Here is a 20907-nt window from a genome sequence, read left to right as displayed (position 1 = left end):
GCAGCGCCGCCCCACGGAGTCCGTGGGGCGGCGCTGTCACGCGGTGCCGGCTGTCAGCCGGAGACGCGAGCCGTCTGGCCGGTCGGCCCGCCGGGGGCACCGTGGCACTGCTTGAACTTCTTGCCCGAGCCACAGGGGCACTTGTCGTTGCGCCCGGTGTTCTCGTAGGGGTCGGCCGGGCCGGCCTCGCGGGTCACCGCGACCTCGCCGTCCTCGGTCGGTCCCGCGTAGGAGAGGTTGCGCGGCGGCTCGGGAGTCTCCAGGCCCTTCGCCTTGACGACCGGCCGCTGTGGAGCCTGGGCAGGAGGCTCCGCGAAGGCGCCCTCGTGCATCGGGCCGTCGTGGCGCGAGCCGTCGGCGTGGAAGTGGAACTCCCCGGAGGGCTCCTCCTCGACCTGGACCTCGACGTTGAAGAGGTAGCCGACGGCCTCCTCCTTCATGCCCTCCATCATCGCGGTGAACATCTCGAAGCCCTCGCGCTGGTACTCCACCAGCGGGTCGCGCTGCGAGTAGGCACGGAGGTAGATGCCCTCGCGCAGGTAGTCCATCTCGTAGAGGTGCTCGCGCCACTTCCGGTCGAGCACGGAGAGCAGCACGCGGCGCTCGAGCTCCCGCATCGTCTCCTCGCCGATCTGCTCCTCACGCGCGTCGTACGCCGCGTGGGCGTCGGCGCGGATCGCGTCGATGAGCGTCTGCACCTCGAGGCCGGTGACGCCGCCCGTCCTGGCGGCGAGGTCGGCGTGGCGCAGCGAGATCGGGTAGAGCTGGCCGAGGGCGGTCCACAGGGCGTCGAGGTCCCACTGCTCGGCGTAGCCCTCGGTCGCGCCGGTGACGTAGGCGGCCACGACGTCGTCGATGAAGGTGCGGATCAGCGACTCGAGGTCGGCGCCCTCGAGCACCTCGCGGCGCTCGGCGTAGATGACCTTGCGCTGGCGGTCCATGACGTCGTCGTACTTGAGGACGTTCTTGCGGGACTCGAAGTTCTGGCCCTCGATCTGGCCCTGCGCGTTGGCGATGGCACCGGTGACGCGCTTGTTCTCGATGGGCATGTCGTCGGGGACCTTGAGCATCGTCAGCACGCGGTCCACCCAGTCCGACTTGAAGAGCCGCATGAGCTCGTCCTGGAGCGAGAGGTAGAAGCGCGACTCACCCGGGTCACCCTGGCGGCCGGAACGACCACGGAGCTGGTTGTCGATGCGGCGCGACTCGTGGCGCTCGGTGCCGACGACGTAGAGGCCGCCGAGCTCCTTGACCTCGTCGTGCTCGGCACGGACCTGCGCCTTGATCCGCTCGACGGTCTCGGGCCAGGCCGCGTCATAGGCGTCAGCGGTCTCGCCGAGAGGCTCGAGGCCCTTCTTGCGCAGCTCGGCGTCGGCGAGGAACTCGACGGAGCCACCGAGCATGATGTCGGTGCCTCGACCGGCCATGTTGGTCGCGACCGTGACGGCGCCCTTGTGGCCGGCCATCGCGACGATCTTGGCCTCGTCGGCGTGGAACTTGGCGTTCAGCACCGAGTGCGGGACGCCCTTCTTCTTCAGCAGCTGCGAGATGTGCTCGGACTTCTCGACCGAGACGGTGCCCACCAGGACCGGCTGGCCCTTCTTGTTGCGCTCGGCGATGTCCTCGACGACGGCCGTGAACTTCGCCTCCTCGGTGCGGTAGACGAGGTCGGGCTGGTCGATGCGCGCCATCGGCATGTTCGTGCGGATCGGCACGACACCGAGGTTGTAGATCTTGTTGAACTCGCCGGCCTCGGTCATCGCCGTACCGGTCATGCCGGAGAGCTTCTTGTAGAGGCGGAAGTAGTTCTGCAGGGTGACGGTCGCGAGCGTCTGGTACTCCTCGCGGACCTGCACGCCCTCCTTGGCCTCGATCGCCTGGTGGAGGCCCTCGTTGTAGCGGCGGCCCGGCAGCATGCGGCCGGTGTGCTCGTCGACGATGAGCACCTCGCCGTTGATGACGACGTACTCCTTGTCGTTGCGGAAGAGCTCCTTCGCCTTGATCGCGTTGTTCATGAACGAGATCAGCGGGGTGTTGACCGTGTCGTAGAGGTTGTCGATGCCGAGGTGGTCCTCGACCTTCGTGATGCCGGGCTCGAGGACGGAGATCGTGCGCTTCTTCTCGTCGACCTCGTAGTCGACGTCCTTGCGCATGCTGGCCGCGATCTTGGCGAACTCGCCGTACCACCGCGGCTCGTCCTGCGTCGGGCCGGAGATGATGAGCGGCGTGCGGGCCTCGTCGATGAGGATCGAGTCGACCTCGTCGACGATCGCGAAGGCGTGGCCACGCTGCACGCAGTCGGCGATGTCGGTCGCCATGTTGTCGCGCAGGTAGTCGAAGCCGAGCTCGTTGTTGGTGCCGTAGGTGATGTCGCAGTTGTAGGCCTCGCGGCGCTCCGCCGGCGACATCGACGGCAGGATCACGCCGACGCTCATCCCGAGGAAGTGGAAGACGCGGCCCATCATCTCGGACTGGTACTTCGCGAGGTAGTCGTTGACCGTGACGACGTGGACGCCCTCGTCGGCCAGCGCGTTGAGGTACGCCGGCAGCGACGCGGTGAGCGTCTTGCCCTCACCGGTCTTCATCTCGGCGATGTTGCCGAGGTGGAGCGCGGCACCACCCATGAGCTGGACGTCGAAGTGGCGCTGGCCGAGGACGCGGCGGGCGGCCTCGCGGGTGACCGCGAACGCCTCCGGCATCAGGTCGTCGAGGCTCTCGCCCTTGTCCAGGCGCTCGCGGAACTCCGTGGTCTGGCCACGAAGCTCGTCATCGGACATCGCGGAGAAGTCGTCCTCGATGGCGTTGACGGCCTTGGCCACGGCCTCCAGCTCTCGGAGGATCTTGCCCTCGCCGATGCGGAGGATCTTGTCGAGCACGGCCACTGAGGTCGCTCCTGGTGAAGTCGTCGGGAAACGCGGGTCATGCTACCCGCGTCACAAACAGGCAGCGCGCTGCGTCGCCGCCAGCGCGGGCGCGAGGTCGCCGCGGCTGCCGATGGCGATCTCCGCGAGGCCGAGCCAGTCCGCCAGCCGGCGCAGCTCGGCGGCGAGGTGGACAGCCACGTCCGCGGGTGCGCCGGGCTCCGCGAAGGCCCCGGGGACCAGCAGCGTGCCGCGCGCGCGATCGGCCTTGAGGTCGACCCGGGCGACCAGGTCGTCGCCGAGCAGAAACGGCAGCACGTAGTAGCCGTGGACCCGCTTGGGCTCGGGCACGTAGATCTCGATGCGGTAGCGGAAGTCGAAGAGCGCCTCGGTGCGTGCCCGCTCCCAGACGACCGGGTCGAAGGGGCTCAGGAGCGTGCGGGCCTGCACCCTGCGCGGCAGCCGCGCCTCCCGGTGGAGGTACGCCGGCCGGCGCCACCCCTCGACCGTCACCGGCAGCAGGTCCCCCGCGTCGACGAGGTCGGCGACCGCCGCGCGCGTCTCGGCGACGCCCATGCGGTAGTAGTCGCGCAGGCACTGCTCCGTGGCGACGCCATGGCTGACCGCCGCGCGCCGGACCAGCTCGCGGTGGGCGTCGGCCGGCGCAGGCGTGGGAGCCGCCAGCACGGCCGCGGGCAGCACCCGCTCGGGCACGTCGTAGAGGCGCTCGAAGGAGCCGTTGCGCCCGGCGACGGTGATGTCGCCGGCGTAGAAGAGGAACTCGAGGGCCTTCTTGACCTCCGACCAGTTCCAGCCCCAGTGGCCCTTGGTGCGGTCGGCACCACTGGTCAGGTCGGCCTCGATCTCGCGCGCGGTGCGCGCTCCCCGCCCCTGCACGTCGGCCAGGACGTCACGGAGCAGCTGGGGGTTCTCCCGCGCGACGGACTTCGGCCCGCCCCACGCACGCTCGTGCGCCTGGGCCATCCGGTGCTGCATCAGCGGCCAGAGGTCGACGGGCATGTAGGCGGCCTCGTGTGCCCAGTACTCGACCAGACGCCGCGGGCGCTCGGCCGAGGCGCGCCGCAGCAGGTCGGTGTCGTAGGGGCCCATCCGGGCGTAGAGCGGCATGAAGTGCGCCCGCTGCAGCACGTTGACCGAGTCGATCTGCAGCACGCCGGTGCGGCGTACGGTGCGCTCGAGGGTGCGCAGCGTGGGCTGCGCGTGCGGCGGGTCGAGGAACCCCTGGGCGGCGAGCGCGACGCGGCGCGCCTGGGCCCGGCTCAGCGACTCCACGCGGACTACGGGATGTCGAGGAGCTTCTCGCGGACGGCGTACATGACCGCCTCCATCCGCGAGTGGAGCTGGAGCTTCTCCAGGATGTTGCGCACGTGGCTCTTCACGGTGTTCTCGCTGATGAAGAGCTGGCGCGCGATCTCGCGGTTGTTCATGCCGGTGGCCACCAGGCGCAGCACCTCGAGCTCGCGCTCGGTGAGCCGCAGCGGGGAGACCTGGTCGCGGTCGGGGCGCGACATCTGCTTGAACTCGTCGATGAGCTTGACCGCCATCGACGGGCTGATCAGCGACTGGCCGTCAGCGACGACGCGGACCGCCTGGGTGACCTCGTCGATCGAGGAGTCCTTCAGGAGGTAGCCCGACGCACCGGACTTGACCGCCTCGTAGAGGTCGGCCTCCTCGTCACTGACGGTGAGCATGATGATCTTCGCCGACGGCACCATCTCCTTGATGGCCACGCACGCCTCGATGCCGGAGCGCTTCGGCATCCGCACGTCGAGGAGCACGACGTCGGGGGCCAGGCTGGCGGCGAGGGACGTGCCCTCGACTCCGTCGCCTGCCTGGCCCACGACCTCGATCGCCGGGTCGGTGCCCAGGATCATCGTCAGTCCCCTGCGGAACAGCTCCTGGTCGTCGACGACCAGCACCCTGATCGGTTCGCGTTCGGTCGAGCCCTGCATCGCTGTCACCCCTGCATCATGGCAGACCCCACCGACAGACCCCCTCGGGCGACGCTCAGGCCAGGTCCAGCGAGATCACTCCGTAGTCGTATCCCTTGCGTCGGTAGACGACCGCGGGGCGCTCACTCTCCTTGTCGACGTACAGGTAGAAGTCATGGCCGACCAGCTCCATCTCGTAGAGCGCCTGGTCGAGTGTCATCGGCGTGGCGGGGTGCGACTTCTCGCGAACGACGAGCGGGCCGTCGCCGAGGACGGCGATCGGACCCACCTGGTGCTCCATGACGTGGTCCTCGCTCGGGGATGCCTGCGTGGGCACGCTCGCGCTCCCGGCGAGCGCCTGGCCCACGGAGACGGGCGTGTGGCGGCCGTGGTGGACGCGCCGGCGGTCGGCCGCACGCCGCATCTGCGACGCCATCTTGTCCAGCGCGAGATCGAGCGCCGCCATCTTGTCGACGGCGCAGGCTTCGGCCCGCACGACCGGGCCCTTGCTGAAAGCGGTCAGCTCGACGCGCACGCTGCGGTCCTGCTGACGGGGGTTGCGCTCCTTCTCCACTTCAACCTGCATGCGGATGATCCGGTGATCGTGCTTCTCCAGGCGGGCGAGCTTCTCCTCGACGTGGCTGCGGAACCGGTCGGACACATCGCAGTGCCGGGCGTTGACCACAATTTCCATGGAGACCTCCGTGATTTCCTCGGTGTCGTTGCTGGTTATCAGCGCTCCACCGTCATCCGACGGCGGAGAGACCGGGCAATGGAGTCGGCGTGGTCTACGGCATCGACGTGGGAGCGGGGCCCCGGAGGGGGCGTCCCGCCGTGGCATCCACGGAACCGGACTGACTCCATGCACCGACGCTAGACCCGAACGCCGAACGATGAAAGGACTCTTGCTGAACTTTCGCTGTGGGTCTCACGGAGCGGCGCCGGGTGGCCGCGACGACGGCGATCCCGGCGATCTCCACCCCGCACGCGGCGAGCGCGCGCTGGGCCTCCCGCGCCGTGGATCCGGTCGTGAGCACGTCGTCGCAGAGCACCACGACGGCGTGGGGATGACGCCGCGCGAGGCGGCCCAGGGCCGGCCCGTCGATCCTCATCGCCCGGTCGAGGTTGGCCGCACGAGCGGTGGCGGTCAGCTCGCGCTGGTCGGCGACGCGTGCCACGCGCAGCAGGCCGGTCGTCGTCGCCGGCAGGCCCTGTCGCCGCAGCACCGCGACCGCACGCCGGCACAGGTCGCGGGTCGGCTCGTGGCCCCGCCGGCGAGCCGCCCCCGGCCGGGACGGCACCGGGACGAGCACCACCGGCACCGGCGCACCCGGGACGGCCGCGGGCGGGAGGAGCCCGGTGACCGCGGTCGCCAGGAGCAGCCCGAGCGGGCGGACCAGCGCCAGCCTGTGCTGCTCCTTGAGGCCGAGCACGAGGCCGCGCAGCAGCCCGGCGTACTCCCCCGCGGCGTACGCCGGGGCGAGGCCGGGCGGACAGGGGTGGGGCCACACCCTGACGGGCTCGACCGGAAGTCCAGCGCGGCAGGCCGGGCAGAGCGCCCGCCCCGGCCTGCTGCAGCACACGCAGGTGCTGCCGGCGAGCAGGTCGAGGACCGGGTCCGTCCAGGCCCGGCCGGTCGGCTCGGGACCAGCGTCGCGCGTCGGGTCCGTCGTGTCGTGCACGCGGACATGCCAGCGCACCTCCGCGGTACGGGCAACCGGCCCGGCCGGCTGCTGTGGAGGACGCCGTCAGCCGACGGCGGTCAGGTGGGTGATGCCGTGCGGCGGCTCGTCGGCGGACGAGGCGGCGCCGACGGCCACCAGCGCCCCCTTCGCGCCGACCGCCCAGAGCGGCTGGCCCGGAGTCGCTGAGGTGACCAGGCTGGTGACCGGGTCGAAGACCGCTGCCGCCGCGGGGATGTCGCCCAGGTCGCCCGGCGCGCCGTCGAGTGTCATCCAGGTGACCTGCGACAGCCCGTGCGCCGTCGTCAGCGCGACGACCCGTGTGGGGCCGTCCCAACCGAGGTCCTGCAGGCCCGACACGGTCGCGACCCGGCGTGCCGGCGACGCCGACACGTCGTCGCCGTTCCACCACAGCCGGCTCTCCAGCACCTCGTCGCGCCCGTCATCGCGGACGGCCGCGAACAGGCGGGTGCCGTCGCGCGAGACGAGGAGGTCGGTCACCCGCGCGCCGCTCACTCCGGGCACGCGGACCACCAGCTGCCTCCCCGAGGAGAGCACGGTGACGCCGGCGCCCGACGTACGGCGGTCGAGGAGCCAGGTGTGGCCGGCGCGGTCCCACGCAGGGTGGGCGAAGTCCTCTCCCGTCACGACGGTGGCGGGGCCGGCGCCGTCGAGCGCAGCGACCCTGACCTGCCGGCCGTCGGCGCTGACCTCGGCCCGCCGCGTCGCATCGAGGTCGACGCTCACCTCCCGCAGCGCGTACGCCGGGGCGTGGGCACCGTCGAGCGCCTGCACGTCGTGGCCCTCCACGCGCACGGGCCGCCCGCCGCGCAGGCCGAAGAGCGCGGTGCTCGCCTCCGCATCGGCCGGGTCGAGCGACGCACCCTGGCCGACCGGGATGTCGGTGAGGCCGCCCTCGAGCGTCAGCGGCGTGTCGCCGATGCGCACCTGGAAGGTGCGGACACCGGGGACCTGGCGCAGCGTCCACGCGAGCTGGGCGGCCAGCTGGGTCCGCGCAGCCGGGGTGGGCAGCGTCGCCACGCCGCTGAGGCCGACGCGGGCCGTGCCCTCCTTGACGGTGACCGCACCCTCGGCGAGGTGCAGGCCGCCGAGCCGGTTGGCCAGCCATGGCGCATCGGGGTCGGGAGGCCCCATGAGCAGGGCCCGCACGAGCGACGTGGCCAACGGCTCGCCGCGCGGCGCGAAGACCGGCTCGGGCACGAGGGACCTGTAGTCCGGGGCGAGGAAGTGCACCTGGAACTGGGCGTAGGCGCCGCTGAACCAGGTGCGGCGGGCCAGGAGCGCGTCCGGGACACCGCCGATGCGCCACTCGCCGCGCTCCCGCTGCAGGCGGAGGTGGACGTGGGCCTCAGCGGCGGGCAGCTCACCCCGCCAGCGCCCGGCCTCGTCGAGCCAGGCTGCGCCCGTCAGGACCAGGTCGCCCGACGAGCCGCTCGTCGACGGCTTCACCGCGTCGTAGACGACGGTACGGCGCTGCGGCTGCCAGGCCTCCGCCGCAGATCGGGTCAGGAACTCGCGCGCCGTGGACGTCTGCACGGGGCTGGCGCCCATCGCGTCGAGGAAGCCGGTGACGATCGCGTGTGGCGACGCGCCCCGGGCGGGACCCGGCGGCGTGTAGCGGATGCCCGTGGCGCTCGGCAGGACGTCGCCGGGCTGGTCGCGGACGTCGCCGCCGTCGGGCAGCGTCACGCAGCCCGCGGTCGCGAGCACCCCGAGGAGGGCCGCAGCCAGCGCCCCGCGACGTACGCCGGTCACGCGCGGTCGCCCGCGTCGCGCGGCACCAAGGGCAGCGGCGAGTGGCGCAACAGCGCCCCGGCCCGGCGGGGCACGGTGAGCCGGAACTGTGCCCCCTTCCGCGGCTGGCCCCACGCCTGCAGCCAGCCACCGTGGAGGTGGGTGTCCTCGAGGGCGATCGCCAGGCCGAGGCCGGTGCCACCGGAGGTGCGGGTGCGGGCCGGGTCCGCGCGCCAGAAGCGGTTGAAGACGAGCGCCGACTCCCCCACCGCCAGGCCGACACCGTAGTCGCGCACGGTGACCGCGGCGGAGTGGTCGTCGCCGGCCACCCGGACGAGCACACCGGTCGCGGCGTCGGCGTGGTCGATCGCGTTGGTGATCAGGTTCCGCAGGATCCGCTCGACGCGACGGTGGTCGAGCTCGGCGCGCACCGGCCAGTTGGCGATGTCGACGGTGACGGTGACGCCGCGCTGCTCCGCGAGGGGCCGGGTCATGTCGACGACCCGGCGGGCGAGCTCACCGAGGTCGACGTCCTCGAGGTCGAGGGCCGCGGCGCCGGCGTCGAAGCGGCTGATCTCGAGGAGGTCGGCGAGCAGCCCCTCGAACCGGTCGACCTCGGTCTGCAGCAGCTCCGCGGCCCGCGCGGTCACGGGGTCGAAGTCACCGCGGGCGTCGTGCAGGACCTCGCTGGCCATGCGCACAGTCGTCAGCGGCGTACGGAGCTCGTGGGAGACGTCGGAGGTGAACCGGCGCTGGACGCGCGAGAGCTCCTCCAGCTGGCGGATCTGGCGCTGGAGGTTGGCGGCCATCTGGTTGAACGACTGGGCCAGGCGGGCGAGGTCGTCCTCACCACGGACCGGCAGCCGCTCCTCGAGCTGGCCGGCCGCGAGCCGCTCGGCGACCCGGCGGGCGAGCCGGATCGGCGACAGGACCTGGTGGGTCACCAGCCAGGTGAGCAGGCCGACGAGCACGAGCAGGAGGGCTCCGGTGGTGAGCAGCGCCTGGCTGACCAGGTCGATCGTCTGCTCCTCCTGCTCCATCGGGAAGAGGTACTCGATGACGTAGCGGCCCCGGTCTGCCGGCAGGCGCACGACGTGGCCCACCGCCACGCCCGCGACGTCGACGTCGCGCGTGCCGGGATCGGTGATCCGCACATGCGTGAAGGCCCACGACGAGCGGTCGCTGGTGGCGAAGTGGCGCGTCAGCCCGGCCGGCACCGAGGCGATGTCGAGCCCCGGGGAGGACCGCACACCGGGTGCGGTGGCGGAGTCGGCGGTCACCGGCCCGACCAGGACCACGCCGAAGCCGCGGACCTGGCCGAGCTCGGCGAGCGGCTCGAAGAGGAGCGCCACCTGCTCGGGGGTGTCGTAGTCGGTGCCAGGAAGGGCGGCCAGGCGCGTCTCGACCTCGCGGGTCTCGCGGGCCGCCTCCGCCACGGACGCACGCACCTTGTCGTCGACGAGGCCGGAGCGGATCTGGCTGGTCAGGAACCAGCCCGTCGCCGAGATGACGATGGCACCGAGGAGGATCGCGCTGAGGACGATGCGGACCTGCAGCGAACGGCGCCAGATCGCGGGCCCTCGTCGTACCGCGGCCGACATCAGACCTCGCGGCATGCCCTAGCTGCGTCCGGCCTTGTAGCCGACGCCGCGCACGGTGACGACGATCTCGGGGTTCTCCGGGTCGTTCTCGATCTTGGAGCGCAGGCGCTGCACGTGGACGTTGACCAGGCGCGTGTCGGCGGCGTGGCGGTAGCCCCACACCTGCTCGAGCAGGACCTCGCGGGTGAAGACCTGCCACGGCTTGCGCGCGAGGCAGACCAGGAGGTCGAACTCGAGCGGCGTGAGGTTGACCGGCATGCCGTCACGGGTGACGACGTGGCCGGCGACGTCGATGGAGACCGGCCCGATGGCGAGGTTCTCCGGCGTCGGCGCATCGAGGCGGCGTACGCGGGCGCGGATGCGCGCGACGAGCTCCTTGGGCTTGAACGGCTTGGTGACGTAGTCGTCGGCCCCGGACTCGAGACCGACGACCACGTCCACCGTGTCGCCCTTGGCGGTGAGCATGACGATCGGCACGCCGGACTCGGCGCGGATCTCCCTGCACACGTCGATGCCGTCCTTGCCGGGCAGCATCAGGTCGAGCAGCAGGACGTCGGGGCGGTACTCGCGGAACGCCGCGAGGGCCTGGTCACCGCGCGTGCAGACGCGGCTCTCGAACCCCTCCTGGCGCAGCACGATCGTGAGCATCTCGGCGAGCGACGCGTCGTCATCGACGACGAGCACCTTGCCCTTGGTGGCGTACCCCTCGGAGGGCACGACGGTTCCGCTCACGTACGACTCCCGACGTCTTGGTGGCTCAGTAGCGGTAGTGCTCGGACTTGTACGGACCCTCGATCGGAACGCCGAGGTAGTCCGCCTGCGCCTGGTTGAGCTCGGTCAGCTCGACGCCGATCGCCTCGAGGTGCAGGCGCGCGACCTCCTCGTCGAGGTGCTTCGGCAGCACGTAGACGCCGATGGGGTACTCCTCGAGCTTGGTGAAGATCTCGATCTGCGCGAGCACCTGGTTGGTGAAGGAGTTCGACATGACGAACGACGGGTGGCCGGTCGCGTTGCCGAGGTTCAGCAGGCGGCCCTCGGAGAGAACGATGACCTTCTTGCCGTCGGGGAAGATCCACTGGTGGACCTGCGGCTTGATCTCGTCCTTGACGATGCCCGGGATCTTCGCGAGGCCGGCCATGTCGATCTCGTTGTCGAAGTGACCGATGTTGCCGACGATGGCCTGGTTCTTCATCCGCTCGAAGTGCTCGACGCGGATGATGTCGAAGTTGCCCGTCGTGGTGATGAAGATGTCGGCGAAGTCGACGACCGACTCGAGGCGCTTGACCTCGTAGCCGTCCATCGCGGCCTGCAGGGCGCAGATCGGGTCGATCTCGGTGATGATCACGCGGGCGCCCTGGCCACGCAGCGACTCGGCCGAGCCCTTGCCGACGTCGCCGTAGCCGCAGACGACCGCGGTCTTGCCGGCGATCATCACGTCGGTGCCCCGGTTGAGGCCGTCGATGAGCGAGTGGCGGCAGCCGTACTTGTTGTCGAACTTCGACTTGGTGACCGAGTCGTTGACGTTGATCGCCGGGAAGAGGAGCGAGCCCTCCTTGAAGCGGTCGTACAGGCGGAGGACACCGGTGGTGGTCTCCTCGGTGACGCCCATGATGCCGTTGGCGATGCTGGTCCAGCGCTGCGGGTCGTTGTCGAGGGAGCGCGCGAGGACCCGGAGGACCTCCTTGAACTCCTCGTTGTCCGTGCTGTCCTGCGCGGGGACGGCGCCGGCCTTCTCGTACTCCACGCCCAGGTGGACGAGCATCGTGATGTCGCCACCGTCGTCGAGCAGCATGTTGGGACCGACCCGGTTGCCGTCGGCGTCGGTGAAGTCGAAGACCTTCTCGGCCTCGTCCCAGTACTCCGCCAGGGTCTCGCCCTTCCAGGCGAAGACGGGCGTGCCCTGGGGGTCCTCCGGGGTGCCGTCGACACCGACGACGACCGCGGCAGCGGCGTGGTCCTGGGTCGAGAAGATGTTGCAGGTCGCCCAGCGGACGTCGGCACCGAGCGCGGTGAGCGTCTCGATGAGGACGCCGGTCTGGATGGTCATGTGGAGCGAGCCGGCGATGCGGGCGCCCTTGAGCGGCTGCGAGTCGGCGTACCGACGGCGCATCTCCATCAGGCCGGGCATCTCGTGCTCGGCGAGGGTGAGCTCCTTGCGGCCGAACTCGGCCAGGGAGAGGTCAGCAACCTTGAAGTCCATGAATTTCCTCAAACAGTGAAGAACGGTGTCTTGCGGTGCATCTGCACTCGTCCGGGATCTCCCGCGCACGACAGTGACCCAGCGTACAAGCGAGGCCGCCCGCACGGGGAAACCTCGCCGCGAGCTGCCGTGGCTCAGTGGGCCGGGTCGTCCCCACGGTGCGGGAGCAGGTGGAGCGCCACCGCCACGACAGCGCCCACGACCAGGCCGACCACGGCCGAGCACGCGGTGTTGACCAGCCAGCCGAGGAGGCCGCCGCCAGCACCGTGCTCGAGGTGGTGGACCGCGTCGTACGGCGCGTGCCAGCCGAGCTCGTGCAGCTGGACCACCAGGATGTGGCCGCCGACCCAGAGCATCGCGACGATGCCCACGGTCGAGAGGAACGAGAGCACCTTGGGCATCGCGGCGACGAGGCCGCGGCCGAGCGCGCGCACCCCGCTCGTGCGGCGCTGGGCGAGCAACAGGCCGACGTCGTCCATCTTCACGATCGCGGCGACGACGCCGTAGACGCCGATCGTGATCGCGATCGCGACGACCACGAGGATCGCCAGCCGCGCCAGGAACGTCTCGTCCTTCACCGAGTCGAGCGCGATCACCATGATCTCGGTCGACAGGATGAAGTCGGTGCGGACCGCGCCCGCGACGAGCTGCTTCTCCTCGTGGGGCGTGTGCTCGACGGTCTCGAGGTCGCCGACGTGGTCGTCGTGGTGGTGGAGGAACTCCCAGACCTTCTCCGCGCCCTCGAAGGCGAGGTAGGTGCCACCGATGATCAGCAGCACCGGCAGTGCCTGCGGGAGGAACTGGCTGAGCAGCAGGGCGGCCGGCAGGATGAAGAGGAGCTTGTTGCGCAGCGAGCCGATCGCGATCTTCTTGATGATCGGCAGCTCGCGCTCCGCGGCGATGCCGTGGACGTACTGCGGCGTGACCGCCGTGTCGTCGACCACCACACCGGTCGCCTTCAGGGTCGCCTTGCCGGCGGCAGCGCCGACGTCGTCGATGGACGCCGCGGCCAGGCGGGCCAGGGCCGCGATGTCGTCGAGGAGTCCGAACAGTCCAGCGCTCATGGCGCGAAGGCTATCGGCCGCCCGGTCGCCGCCTTCCGGGTGGCGGCCCGGGGTGCTACTCCCCTGCCAGGCCCACGCCGAGGTACTCCGCGGCGTACGTGCCGGAGAGGAGGAGCGAGGCGTAGCGCGCCACCTCGCTGCCGGCATCGCTCGCCAGCGCCTCCACGCGTACGCCGGCGCGCGCGGCCGCCGCCTGCAGCCGGCCGCGCTGCTCGCGGACGACCGGGTCGTCGGAGCCGTCGTCGAGGACGAGCAGGAGAGGGCGCAGGTCAGCCCCGCCGTCGAGGGAGACCGGGTCGTCGAAGAGGTTGCGCGGACGGGTCGCCTCGATCACCGGGAGCAGGTGCTCGGCGTCGCCGGCCAGCGCACTGCGACCAGACGCGCGGCGGATCTGCTCGGCGACCCGGCGGGCGGCGCGGGCCGCGAGGGTCGAGCCGCCCCAGACGAGCGGGAGCGCCTCGGCGAGCGCGATCGCGAGCTCCTTGGAGGGGTTCTCGGCGAGGTCCTGGTGGGGCGAGGACTCCACCGCGACGCGGTCGAGGGCCGAGGCCACCTCGTCGGCGTCGCAGGACGGGCCGAGCCCGACGCGGTGGAGGAGGTCGAGCATGACGACCGCGGTGGCCAGCTGATCGCCCGTGGTGGCCGGCAGCAGGGTGGTCCAGCGGCCCTCGGCGTGCTCGGCGACCATCGAGCCGGGCCGGCACGCGACGACCACCTGGCACCCGCGGCGGACGGCCTCGGCGACGGCAGATGCGGCGGCGGGGTCGGAGCCCTGCGGCGCCAGCATCACGACCAGGTCGAGGCTGCCGGCCCAGCCGGGCAGGCCGGGGGCCGGCCAGGCGACGAACGGCACGGGGCACCACGGCTCGAGCACCGCGCGGAGCAGACGGGAGTCGGGACCGGCGGCGATCACCGCACGCGGGCGCTCGCTGCCCCGCTCGGCGGCAGCACGCTGGATCGCCTCGGCAGCCTCGCCGGCCTCGCGGCGTACGCGGGCGCCGGACTCGGCCAGCTCACGCAGGCGGAGGTCGGCCGACACGAGCGCCTCCGCGTCGTCGAGCCGGGCCTCGTCGAAGTAGACCATCTCTCGCTCCGCTCGGGGGCTCAGGCGGGCTTGCGGGCCTCGTCGACCAGCAGGACGGGGATGTCGTCGCGGACCGGGTAGGCCAGGCCACAGCCCTGGCAGACCAGCTCCTCGCCGACCGGGGCCAGCAGGCCCTTGCACTCGGGGCAGCGGATGATGTCCAGCAGGCGGGGGTCGATCTTCATCGGTCGCTCCTGATCAGGGTGAGTGCCTCGTCGCGGACGCGGGCCATCGTGGCCTCGTCCTTGCCCTCGGCGTTGAGTCGCAGCAGGGGCTCGGTGTTGGAGGCCCGGACGTTGAACCACCAGTCGGCGTGCGCGACGGTCAGGCCGTCGAGCTCGTCGAGCGTGACGCCGTCGCGGGCGGCGTACGTCTGCCTGATCTCGTCGATCACGGCGCCCTGGTCGGCGACGGTCGAGTTGATCTCGCCCGACATCGGGTAGCGCGCGTAGTCGGCGAGCAGCTCCGACAGCGACTTGTCGGTCTCGGCCAGCGCCGCCATCGCGTGGAGCGCGGCGAGCATGCCGGAGTCGGCGCGCCAGAAGTCGCGGAAGTAGAAGTGGCCGGAGTGCTCGCCGCCGAAGATGGCACCGGTCTCGGCCATCGTCGCCTTGATGTAGGAGTGGCCGACGCGGGTGCGGACCGGGGTGCCGCCCTGCTCGGTGACGATCTCGGGGACCGAGCGGCTCGTGATCAGGTTGTGGATGATCGTGCCGCCGGGCTCCTTGGCGAGCTCGCGGTCGGCGATCAGCGCGGTCAGTGTGGACGGGGCGACCAGCCCGCCCTTCTCGTCGACGAGGAAGCAGCGGTCGGCGTCGCCGTCGAAGGCGAGGCCGATGTCGGCACCCTCGGCGAGCACGCGGTGCTGCAGGTCGACGAGGTTCTCCGGCTCGATCGGGTTGGCCTCGTGGTTCGGGAAGGTGCCGTCGAGCTCGAAGTACATCGGCACGAGCTCGGCCTGCTCGTCGCCGAGGCGCTCGAAGACGGCGGGCGCGGTCAGGCCGGCCATGCCGTTGCCGGCGTCGGCCACGACCTTGAGCCGGCGGCCCTTGACGGGCGCGAGCGCGAGCAGGTGCGCGGCGTACGCCTCGAGGACGTCGTGGCTGCTGATGTCGCCGACGCGGCCGGCGCTGGGCTGCTCGCCCTTGAGCACGAGGTCACGGATCTCGGCCAGGCCGGTCTCCATGCCGACCGGGGCGGCGCCCGGCTTGCAGAGCTTGATCCCGTTGTACGCCGCGGGGTTGTGACTCGCGGTGAACATCGCGCCCGCGTGGCCGAGGTGGCCCGAGGCGAAGTAGAGCTGGTCGGTGGAGGCGAGCCCGATCAGGACGACGTCGGCACCGGCCTGCGCCGCGCCATCGGCGAACGCACCCGCCATGCCCGGCGACGAGGGCCGCATGTCGTGGCCCACCACCACCGTGTCGGCACCGAGCACCCGGACGAAGGCGGCACCGATGCGGTGCGCGAGCTCCTCGTCGAGCTGGCTGCCGACCAGGCCCCGGATGTCATAGGCCTTGAAGATGGCGTGGAGGTTCTCCGCGGAGAGCGTCTCGGACATGCCGCCGAGCCTAGCGGGGATCAGTCGGAGCTGAGCGCACGGAGGTGGCCGCGACGTGCGGTCTCGCGCATGCCGTGCTCGGCGGGGCGGTGCATCGGGGGCTCCTGGACCGGCGCAGGGCGGGCTGCCTCGCGGACGGCGTCGGCCAGCGCCAGCAGGTCGTCGCTGGACGGACCGGCGAGCGACGGGTCGGCCGCGAGACGCAGGACCTCCCAGCCACGCGGGGCCGAGAGCCGCTCGCTGTGGAACTCACACAGGTCGTAGGCGTGCGGCTCGGCATGGATCGCGAGCGGGCCCACGACGGCCGTCTGGTCGGCGTACACGTAGGTCAGCGTCATGACGGCCGGACGGCCGCATGCAGTCTTCGAACAACGACGGGCTGAGCTCACGGGAGAGACGCTACCGCCCGGCGGCGGCTGTCCGGTTTAGGCTCGCCCGCGTGAGTGTTCGAGACCGACGTGGGCGCGGGATGCGCGGACCGGGCGTCATGCCGGCCTGGGCCGGCGGCGTCCGGTCGATGCCGGCCCGGCCCACGCGGCGCGAGCGGTTCGACGACATCGTGCTCGCCATCGCCGACGCGATCGACTGCCGCTGGGAGCGCGAGCTGCGCAGCGTCGGCTCGCTGGAGTACGCCGTCGAGGACACGCCGCTGCTCCCCGAGGGGTGGGCGCACGACTCGATCCCGCTCGCGTCGATGATCCGCGCGACGGGTGGACGCCCGCACCGGCTCGTGCTCTTCCGCCGGCCGATCGAGCACCGGGCGCCCGAGCGCGAGGACCTCGAGGCGCTGGTCTTCACCCTCGTCGTCGAGAACGTGGCGGAGCTGCTCGGCCTGCCGGCCGAGGACATCGACCCCCGCTACCAGCCGGGCGACGACTAAGCCCCGGACCAGCCCGGACTAGCTCGGCGGCCAGGCCGGTCGCACCGACGGCACCAGCAGGTGGGTGACCAGCGGCCGGAGCGGCAGGAGCGCGGCGCCCTTCTTCGCCTGGGTCCTGATGACGCCCGCGACGGGGACGGTGGCGTCGACGAGCACCCACCGTGCGCCCTTCGGAGCGGCGATCGCGCGGGTGGTGCCCGCCGCGATCCTGACCACGCTCTCGTGCCGGTCGTCCCACCGGACCCGGACGGTGCCCGCGTGGTCGCCGGCCGCGAGGACGAGTGACGACGTGCCCGTGCGCGGGACCACCGAGCCGGTGCGGCCCGTGCGGAGCTGCAGCGCCGGGTGCTGGAGCAGGTCGCCTGCGACCGTCGCGCGCAGGCCTGCCGCGACGGGCTCGGTGGCGTCGACCACGAGCGAGAGGTCCTCGCCGGCGGTCAGCTTCCTGAGGGCGGCGCCGAGGTCGGTGACGACGACGCGACCGGCGGGGACATGGATCTCGGCGACGCCCGCGGGGGCGAAGGTGCTGTGGGCGCCGGCGACGCGGACCGTCACCCGCGCCTCGCTGGCGCCGGGGTTGACGAGCGTGAGCACCCGGGAGTTGGCCGTGCGGGTCAGCCCGGGCAGGACCTGGTGGCGCGCGGGCACGGAACCTGCGGCGAGGCCGTCGGTGTGGAGCGCCTCACCGACCTTGCCGAACTGGTCGCTCATCGAGGACGCCAGCCGTCCGCGGGTCACCACCACCCGGACCGCGAGCTCGTGGGCGTTGGGCGCCAGTGACTCGAGCGCGAGGGTGGAGACCTGTCCCCCGCCGATGGTCAGGCCACGCGACTCGATCTCCTGGAGCTCGCCGTCGGTCGACCAGACCCGCACGTCGGCCACGGCCGGGCCGCCGTCGGGGTTGGCGAGCGTGAGCGTCGAGAGGTGCGCGGCGCCCGCGCCTGCGCCGACGAACCAGCGGACTCCGCCCGGCGCCGCGCACTCGCGCGCCGAGGGCTGCGGGGCACCGAGCCGGGCGCCCATGAGCCCGGGCGCCAGCGCGTCGCTCGCCCGGACCAGCATGGCCGAGCTGTCGTCGACGGTGGCGGTGCCCCCGGCTCGCAGCGGGACCGGCGTACGGCGGGAGGTGCCGGGGAGCCGGCGGGTGACGGCGCCGGCGCCCTGCTCGGCGACGGATGCGAGCCGGACCGGCCCCTTGCCCGATGCCGGGCAGAAGAGGTCGGCGCTGGTGAGGGCCTGGGCCTGCGGGGCACGGCGGGCGGTGTCGTGCTGGGTGTCGGCCGGAGCCTGCACCAGCAGCGCGACGAGCGTGAGCAGGGGCGCGCCCACGCCGATGGCGGTGGCCGGGCGGACCTTGCGGGCCTGGGTCAGCGCGGCGCGGCGGCCGGGGAGCTGGCTCATGCGTCCTCCTCACGTCGGGTCGGGCCACACAGGACGGCGACCACGAGGATCGCGAGCAGCTGGAGCGTGACGAGAACGCGGTGCCACCAGGGATCCTCACCCGCGACCGCGTCACCGCGAGCAGACGTGGCCAGCTGCCACGCACGCGTGCGGGGGTCGGGCGCGCTGGCCTGGGTCAGGCCGTCGGCCGCATCGAGCCCGGAGGCGACCTGCGCGGAGGCGGGAGCCGGGAGCAGCACGTAGTCGATGCCGGCGGCGGTGAGCTGGTCGAGGACCGCGGGCGTCGGCCGGGAGACGAGCGAGGTCACCGCCTTGTCGAGGTGCTCGTCCGGGCCCGTGAGCGCGAGGACCTCGTCCTCACCCAGCGTCGTGCCGTCGCCGCGGTGCACCTCCCAGGTGATGCCGTTGTGGACGTCGCCACGGATCACGAGCACGCCGTGGCCGAGCCCGTGGTCGGCCGCCTGCACCATGTACGCCGGGACGTCGGTCTGGGTGGGCCGGTGCAGCTCGTTGTCGCCGTCGACGACCCACCAGGCGAGGCCGACGACCGGCCCGAGGACGGCTGCCAGCGCCACGAGCACCCCGACGGGCACCCGCCACTCGCGCAGTGTCGGGCGCGGGATGTGCAAACCCTGGGCCGCGACGACCGCAGCGGTCAGCAGGCCGCCCTGGATCACGACCACGAGGAAGCCGAGGCCCGGGCGGACCGGACCGGCGGGCAGCTCGACGGTGACGTGGCTGAGGACCGCGGCGACGACCGCGGCCACCGCGATGAGGATCCAGCACGCGAGCACGGGCACACGGGTGCGCGTACGCAGCAGCGCGACCACGCCGGGCACGAGCAGCAGCAGGCCGGCCCACGTGGGGGCGCCGAGCCCGCCGACGCGGCCGGCGATCAGCGCGAGGGCGTCGGGCGTCGGCGAGAGGCGCCCGGCCTCGAGGAAGAGGGCGGCGGGGTCGTGGCCGATCATGCCGACGGCGCCGGGGAGCATGAGCGCGGCGGGCACCAGGAGCAGCACGACCAGCGGGAGCCAGATGTCGCGGGAGGCGACGACGTCGCGGGCCAGGACGAAGCCGAGGCCGAGCAGCACCGCGACACCGAGGAGCGCGACCAGCCAGGCCGACGGCGTGAACGCGGTGAGGAGCGCGAGCATCGCTCCACCGCGCCAGGCGGCACGCCACCGGCGGTCGGCGGAGGTCTCGAAGAGGCCGGTCACGACGTGGGCGGTCCACGGCAGCAGCGCGGCGGAGGCGACGGTGCCGAAGCGGCCCTGGCCCCAGGCGCCCGAGGCGACCGGCACCGCGGCGTACGCGATGGCGCCCCAGAGGGCGACGCGGGTGTCGAACCGACCGGTCGTCAGCTCGCAGACCGCACGCAGGAAGCGCCAGGCGCCCCAGCCGGCGAACGGCACCGCGACGAGGAAGAGGAGCGAGACGACCACGGTCGGCGAGCCGAGGCCGATGGTCGAGGCCGCGACGGCGAACGGCAGGACGTAGCCGGGGGCAGGGGCGTCGGTGCCCTGGCCGAGCTCGTGCCAGCCCTCGAGGGCGAGGCGCCACCAGTCAGCCGCCGCGGACGGCGCGGGGCTCAGCGCACCTCCTGCGATCGGCCCGAAGGCGATGCGGGCGGCCCAGAGACCGAGGATCGCGGCGGCGGTGACCGCCAGGGCCAGCGGGCTGGTGAAGAAGCGCGCGACGAGGCCGGTGTCCTCGAGCAGGTCGTCCTCGTCGTCCTCCACGGGCAGCGCGATGCCGAGGCGCTCGGCCCGGGCCGTGCGCCGCCGGTCGGCCGCGTCACGGCCGTGGAGCGCCACGGCCGAGGCGAAGTCGGTGACGGCGTCGAGGCCGTGACGGTAGGGCACCCACCACGGCGGGCGCAGGCCGACCGTGTCACCGGTGGCCGGAGGCAGCTCGCGGCGGCGGCGCAGGATGACCGGCAGCCGGCCCACGGTGTTGAGCAGCGCGGCGAACTCGTCGCCGGCGTGACCGGGCTGGCGGGCCAGCAGGTAGCCCAGCGCGCGCAGGACCGTGCCGGCCATCAGCCGGAGCAGCCCCAGGAGGAACCACCGCTCGCGGTTGACCAGCAGCGTGTAGAGCGCCGCCTCCCGCTCGTAGCGGTGCGTGCGGGTGCGGCGCCCCGACAGCGAGCTCCGGCGTACGCCGCGGTGTGCGGCCTCCGCGTGGAAGACCACCGCGGACGGGACGATCACGGTGCGCAGGCCGGCGCGGGCCGCCCGCCAGCCGAAGTCGATGTCGTTGCCGTAGAGCGGCAGGTTGCGGTCGAAGCCGCCGAGCGCCTCGAGCGTCTCGCGGCGGACCAGCATGCCGGCGGTGTTGACCGCGAGGACCTCACGGACGGAGTCGTGCTGGCCCTGGTCGTACTCACCGCGCTCGAGACCGGTCTCGCGCCGCCCCGTGGCGGACAGGGACACGCCCAGCTCGAGAAGGCGGCGCAGCGAGGGCCACTCGCGCAGCTTCGGGCCGGCGATGGAGGCGTCGTGCGTGGTCGCGGTCGCGACGAGGCGGGCGAGCGCGTCGGGCGCGGGGTTCGCGTCGTCGTGCAGGATCCAGACCCAGTCGGTCGTCACCTCGGGGAGAAGGCGGTCGATCGCCTCCGGGAAGGAGCCCTCCGCCTCGCGCACCGCGTCGGCGCCGAGCGCCTCGCGCAGCAGGTCGGCCGACTGGTCGCCGCTGCCGGTGTCGAGGGCGAGCACGCGGTCGGGACGCAGGGTCTGACCGGCGAGCCCCTCGAGCACGGCGGGGAGCCAGCGGGCACCGTCGTGGCTGACCAGGAGTGCGGTGACTGTCACGAAACGGACCCTAACGGAGTGGCAGACGTGGGAGAACGCGAAGACGGGGGCCCGATGGG

At 72.5% G+C, this 20907-nt stretch carries 17 protein-coding genes; 1 reads left to right on the top strand and 16 read right to left on the bottom strand.

Annotated elements, in window-relative coordinates:
* Positions 1 to 53: 53 nt before the first annotated feature.
* The 14 genes from secA to IEX47_RS01470 all read right to left on the bottom strand — a co-directional run bounded on the left by secA (position 54) and on the right by IEX47_RS01470 (position 16146).
* Positions 54 to 2882 carry a preprotein translocase subunit SecA gene (gene secA, locus IEX47_RS01535; RefSeq protein ID WP_188782191.1) on the bottom strand — a complete coding sequence of 943 codons (2829 nt, stop codon included), beginning with the start codon at positions 2880 to 2882 and terminating at the stop codon, positions 54 to 56.
* 51 nt (positions 2883 to 2933) lie between these two features.
* A complete protein-coding gene (locus IEX47_RS01530; RefSeq protein WP_188782189.1) occupies positions 2934 to 4154 on the bottom strand; it encodes a winged helix-turn-helix domain-containing protein in 1221 nt (406 codons plus the stop codon).
* Positions 4155 to 4159: 5 nt separating this feature from the next.
* The gene (locus tag IEX47_RS01525; RefSeq protein ID WP_188782844.1) at positions 4160 to 4834 is read right to left on the bottom strand and encodes a response regulator; all 675 of its coding nucleotides are present in this window, start codon (positions 4832 to 4834) and stop codon (positions 4160 to 4162) included.
* 55 nt (positions 4835 to 4889) lie between these two features.
* Positions 4890 to 5507: a ribosome hibernation-promoting factor, HPF/YfiA family gene (hpf, locus tag IEX47_RS01520; protein ID WP_188782187.1), complete on the bottom strand. Its 618-nt coding sequence runs from the start codon at positions 5505 to 5507 to the stop codon at positions 4890 to 4892.
* A 94-nt stretch (positions 5508 to 5601) separates the two neighbouring features.
* Positions 5602 to 6495, bottom strand: a complete 894-nt coding sequence (locus IEX47_RS01515) for a ComF family protein (protein ID WP_188782185.1) — start codon at positions 6493 to 6495, stop codon at positions 5602 to 5604.
* Positions 6496 to 6561: 66 nt separating this feature from the next.
* Positions 6562 to 8271: an LpqB family beta-propeller domain-containing protein gene (locus IEX47_RS01510; RefSeq protein WP_188782183.1), complete on the bottom strand. Its 1710-nt coding sequence runs from the start codon at positions 8269 to 8271 to the stop codon at positions 6562 to 6564.
* Positions 8268 to 9866 carry an MtrAB system histidine kinase MtrB gene (gene mtrB, locus IEX47_RS01505; RefSeq protein WP_188782181.1) on the bottom strand — a complete coding sequence of 533 codons (1599 nt, stop codon included), beginning with the start codon at positions 9864 to 9866 and terminating at the stop codon, positions 8268 to 8270. Before mtrB ends, IEX47_RS01510 begins: the two co-directional genes overlap by 4 nt.
* A 3-nt stretch (positions 9867 to 9869) precedes the next feature.
* A complete protein-coding gene (gene mtrA / locus IEX47_RS01500) occupies positions 9870 to 10583 on the bottom strand; it encodes an MtrAB system response regulator MtrA (RefSeq protein WP_308423234.1) in 714 nt (237 codons plus the stop codon).
* Positions 10584 to 10608: 25 nt separating this feature from the next.
* Positions 10609 to 12051, bottom strand: coding sequence for an adenosylhomocysteinase (ahcY, locus tag IEX47_RS01495; protein WP_188782179.1), 1443 nt, complete (start codon positions 12049 to 12051; stop codon positions 10609 to 10611).
* A 134-nt stretch (positions 12052 to 12185) separates the two neighbouring features.
* Complete coding sequence (locus tag IEX47_RS01490; RefSeq protein WP_188782177.1) at positions 12186 to 13115, bottom strand: DUF808 domain-containing protein; 930 nt, start codon at positions 13113 to 13115, stop codon at positions 12186 to 12188.
* Between the two features lie 55 nt (positions 13116 to 13170).
* Positions 13171 to 14199 carry an SIS domain-containing protein gene (locus IEX47_RS01485; RefSeq protein WP_188782175.1) on the bottom strand — a complete coding sequence of 343 codons (1029 nt, stop codon included), beginning with the start codon at positions 14197 to 14199 and terminating at the stop codon, positions 13171 to 13173.
* Between the two features lie 20 nt (positions 14200 to 14219).
* Entirely contained in the window at positions 14220 to 14384 is a 165-nt protein-coding gene (locus tag IEX47_RS01480; protein ID WP_188782173.1) for a Trm112 family protein, read from the bottom strand.
* Positions 14381 to 15757 (bottom strand): phosphomannomutase/phosphoglucomutase, encoded by a 1377-nt coding sequence (locus IEX47_RS01475; protein WP_188782171.1) that lies wholly within the window; start codon positions 15755 to 15757, stop codon positions 14381 to 14383. Before IEX47_RS01475 ends, IEX47_RS01480 begins: the two co-directional genes overlap by 4 nt.
* 20 nt (positions 15758 to 15777) lie before the next feature.
* Positions 15778 to 16146 (bottom strand): DUF3499 domain-containing protein, encoded by a 369-nt coding sequence (locus IEX47_RS01470; RefSeq protein WP_188782169.1) that lies wholly within the window; start codon positions 16144 to 16146, stop codon positions 15778 to 15780.
* A gap of 50 nt (positions 16147 to 16196) precedes the next feature.
* On the opposite strand from IEX47_RS01470, the gene IEX47_RS01465 reads away from it, so the two are divergent.
* Positions 16197 to 16637: a metallopeptidase family protein gene (locus IEX47_RS01465; protein ID WP_229662532.1), complete on the top strand. Its 441-nt coding sequence runs from the start codon at positions 16197 to 16199 to the stop codon at positions 16635 to 16637.
* A gap of 18 nt (positions 16638 to 16655) precedes the next feature.
* On the opposite strand, the gene IEX47_RS01460 is transcribed toward IEX47_RS01465, so the two are convergent.
* Together IEX47_RS01460 and IEX47_RS01455 are read right to left on the bottom strand one after the other, a co-directional pair.
* Positions 16656 to 18038 carry a DUF5719 family protein gene (locus IEX47_RS01460; RefSeq protein ID WP_188782167.1) on the bottom strand — a complete coding sequence of 461 codons (1383 nt, stop codon included), beginning with the start codon at positions 18036 to 18038 and terminating at the stop codon, positions 16656 to 16658.
* On the bottom strand, positions 18035 to 20848 hold the full coding sequence (locus tag IEX47_RS01455; RefSeq protein ID WP_188782165.1) for a glycosyltransferase family 2 protein: 2814 nt from the start codon (positions 20846 to 20848) through the stop codon (positions 18035 to 18037). Before IEX47_RS01455 ends, IEX47_RS01460 begins: the two co-directional genes overlap by 4 nt.
* Positions 20849 to 20907: the final 59 nt, after the last annotated feature.

Source organism: Nocardioides phosphati, from assembly GCF_014646375.1.
Lineage (GTDB): Bacteria > Actinomycetota > Actinomycetes > Propionibacteriales > Nocardioidaceae > Nocardioides > Nocardioides phosphati.
This window is presented reverse-complemented; position numbering and strand designations above follow the sequence as displayed.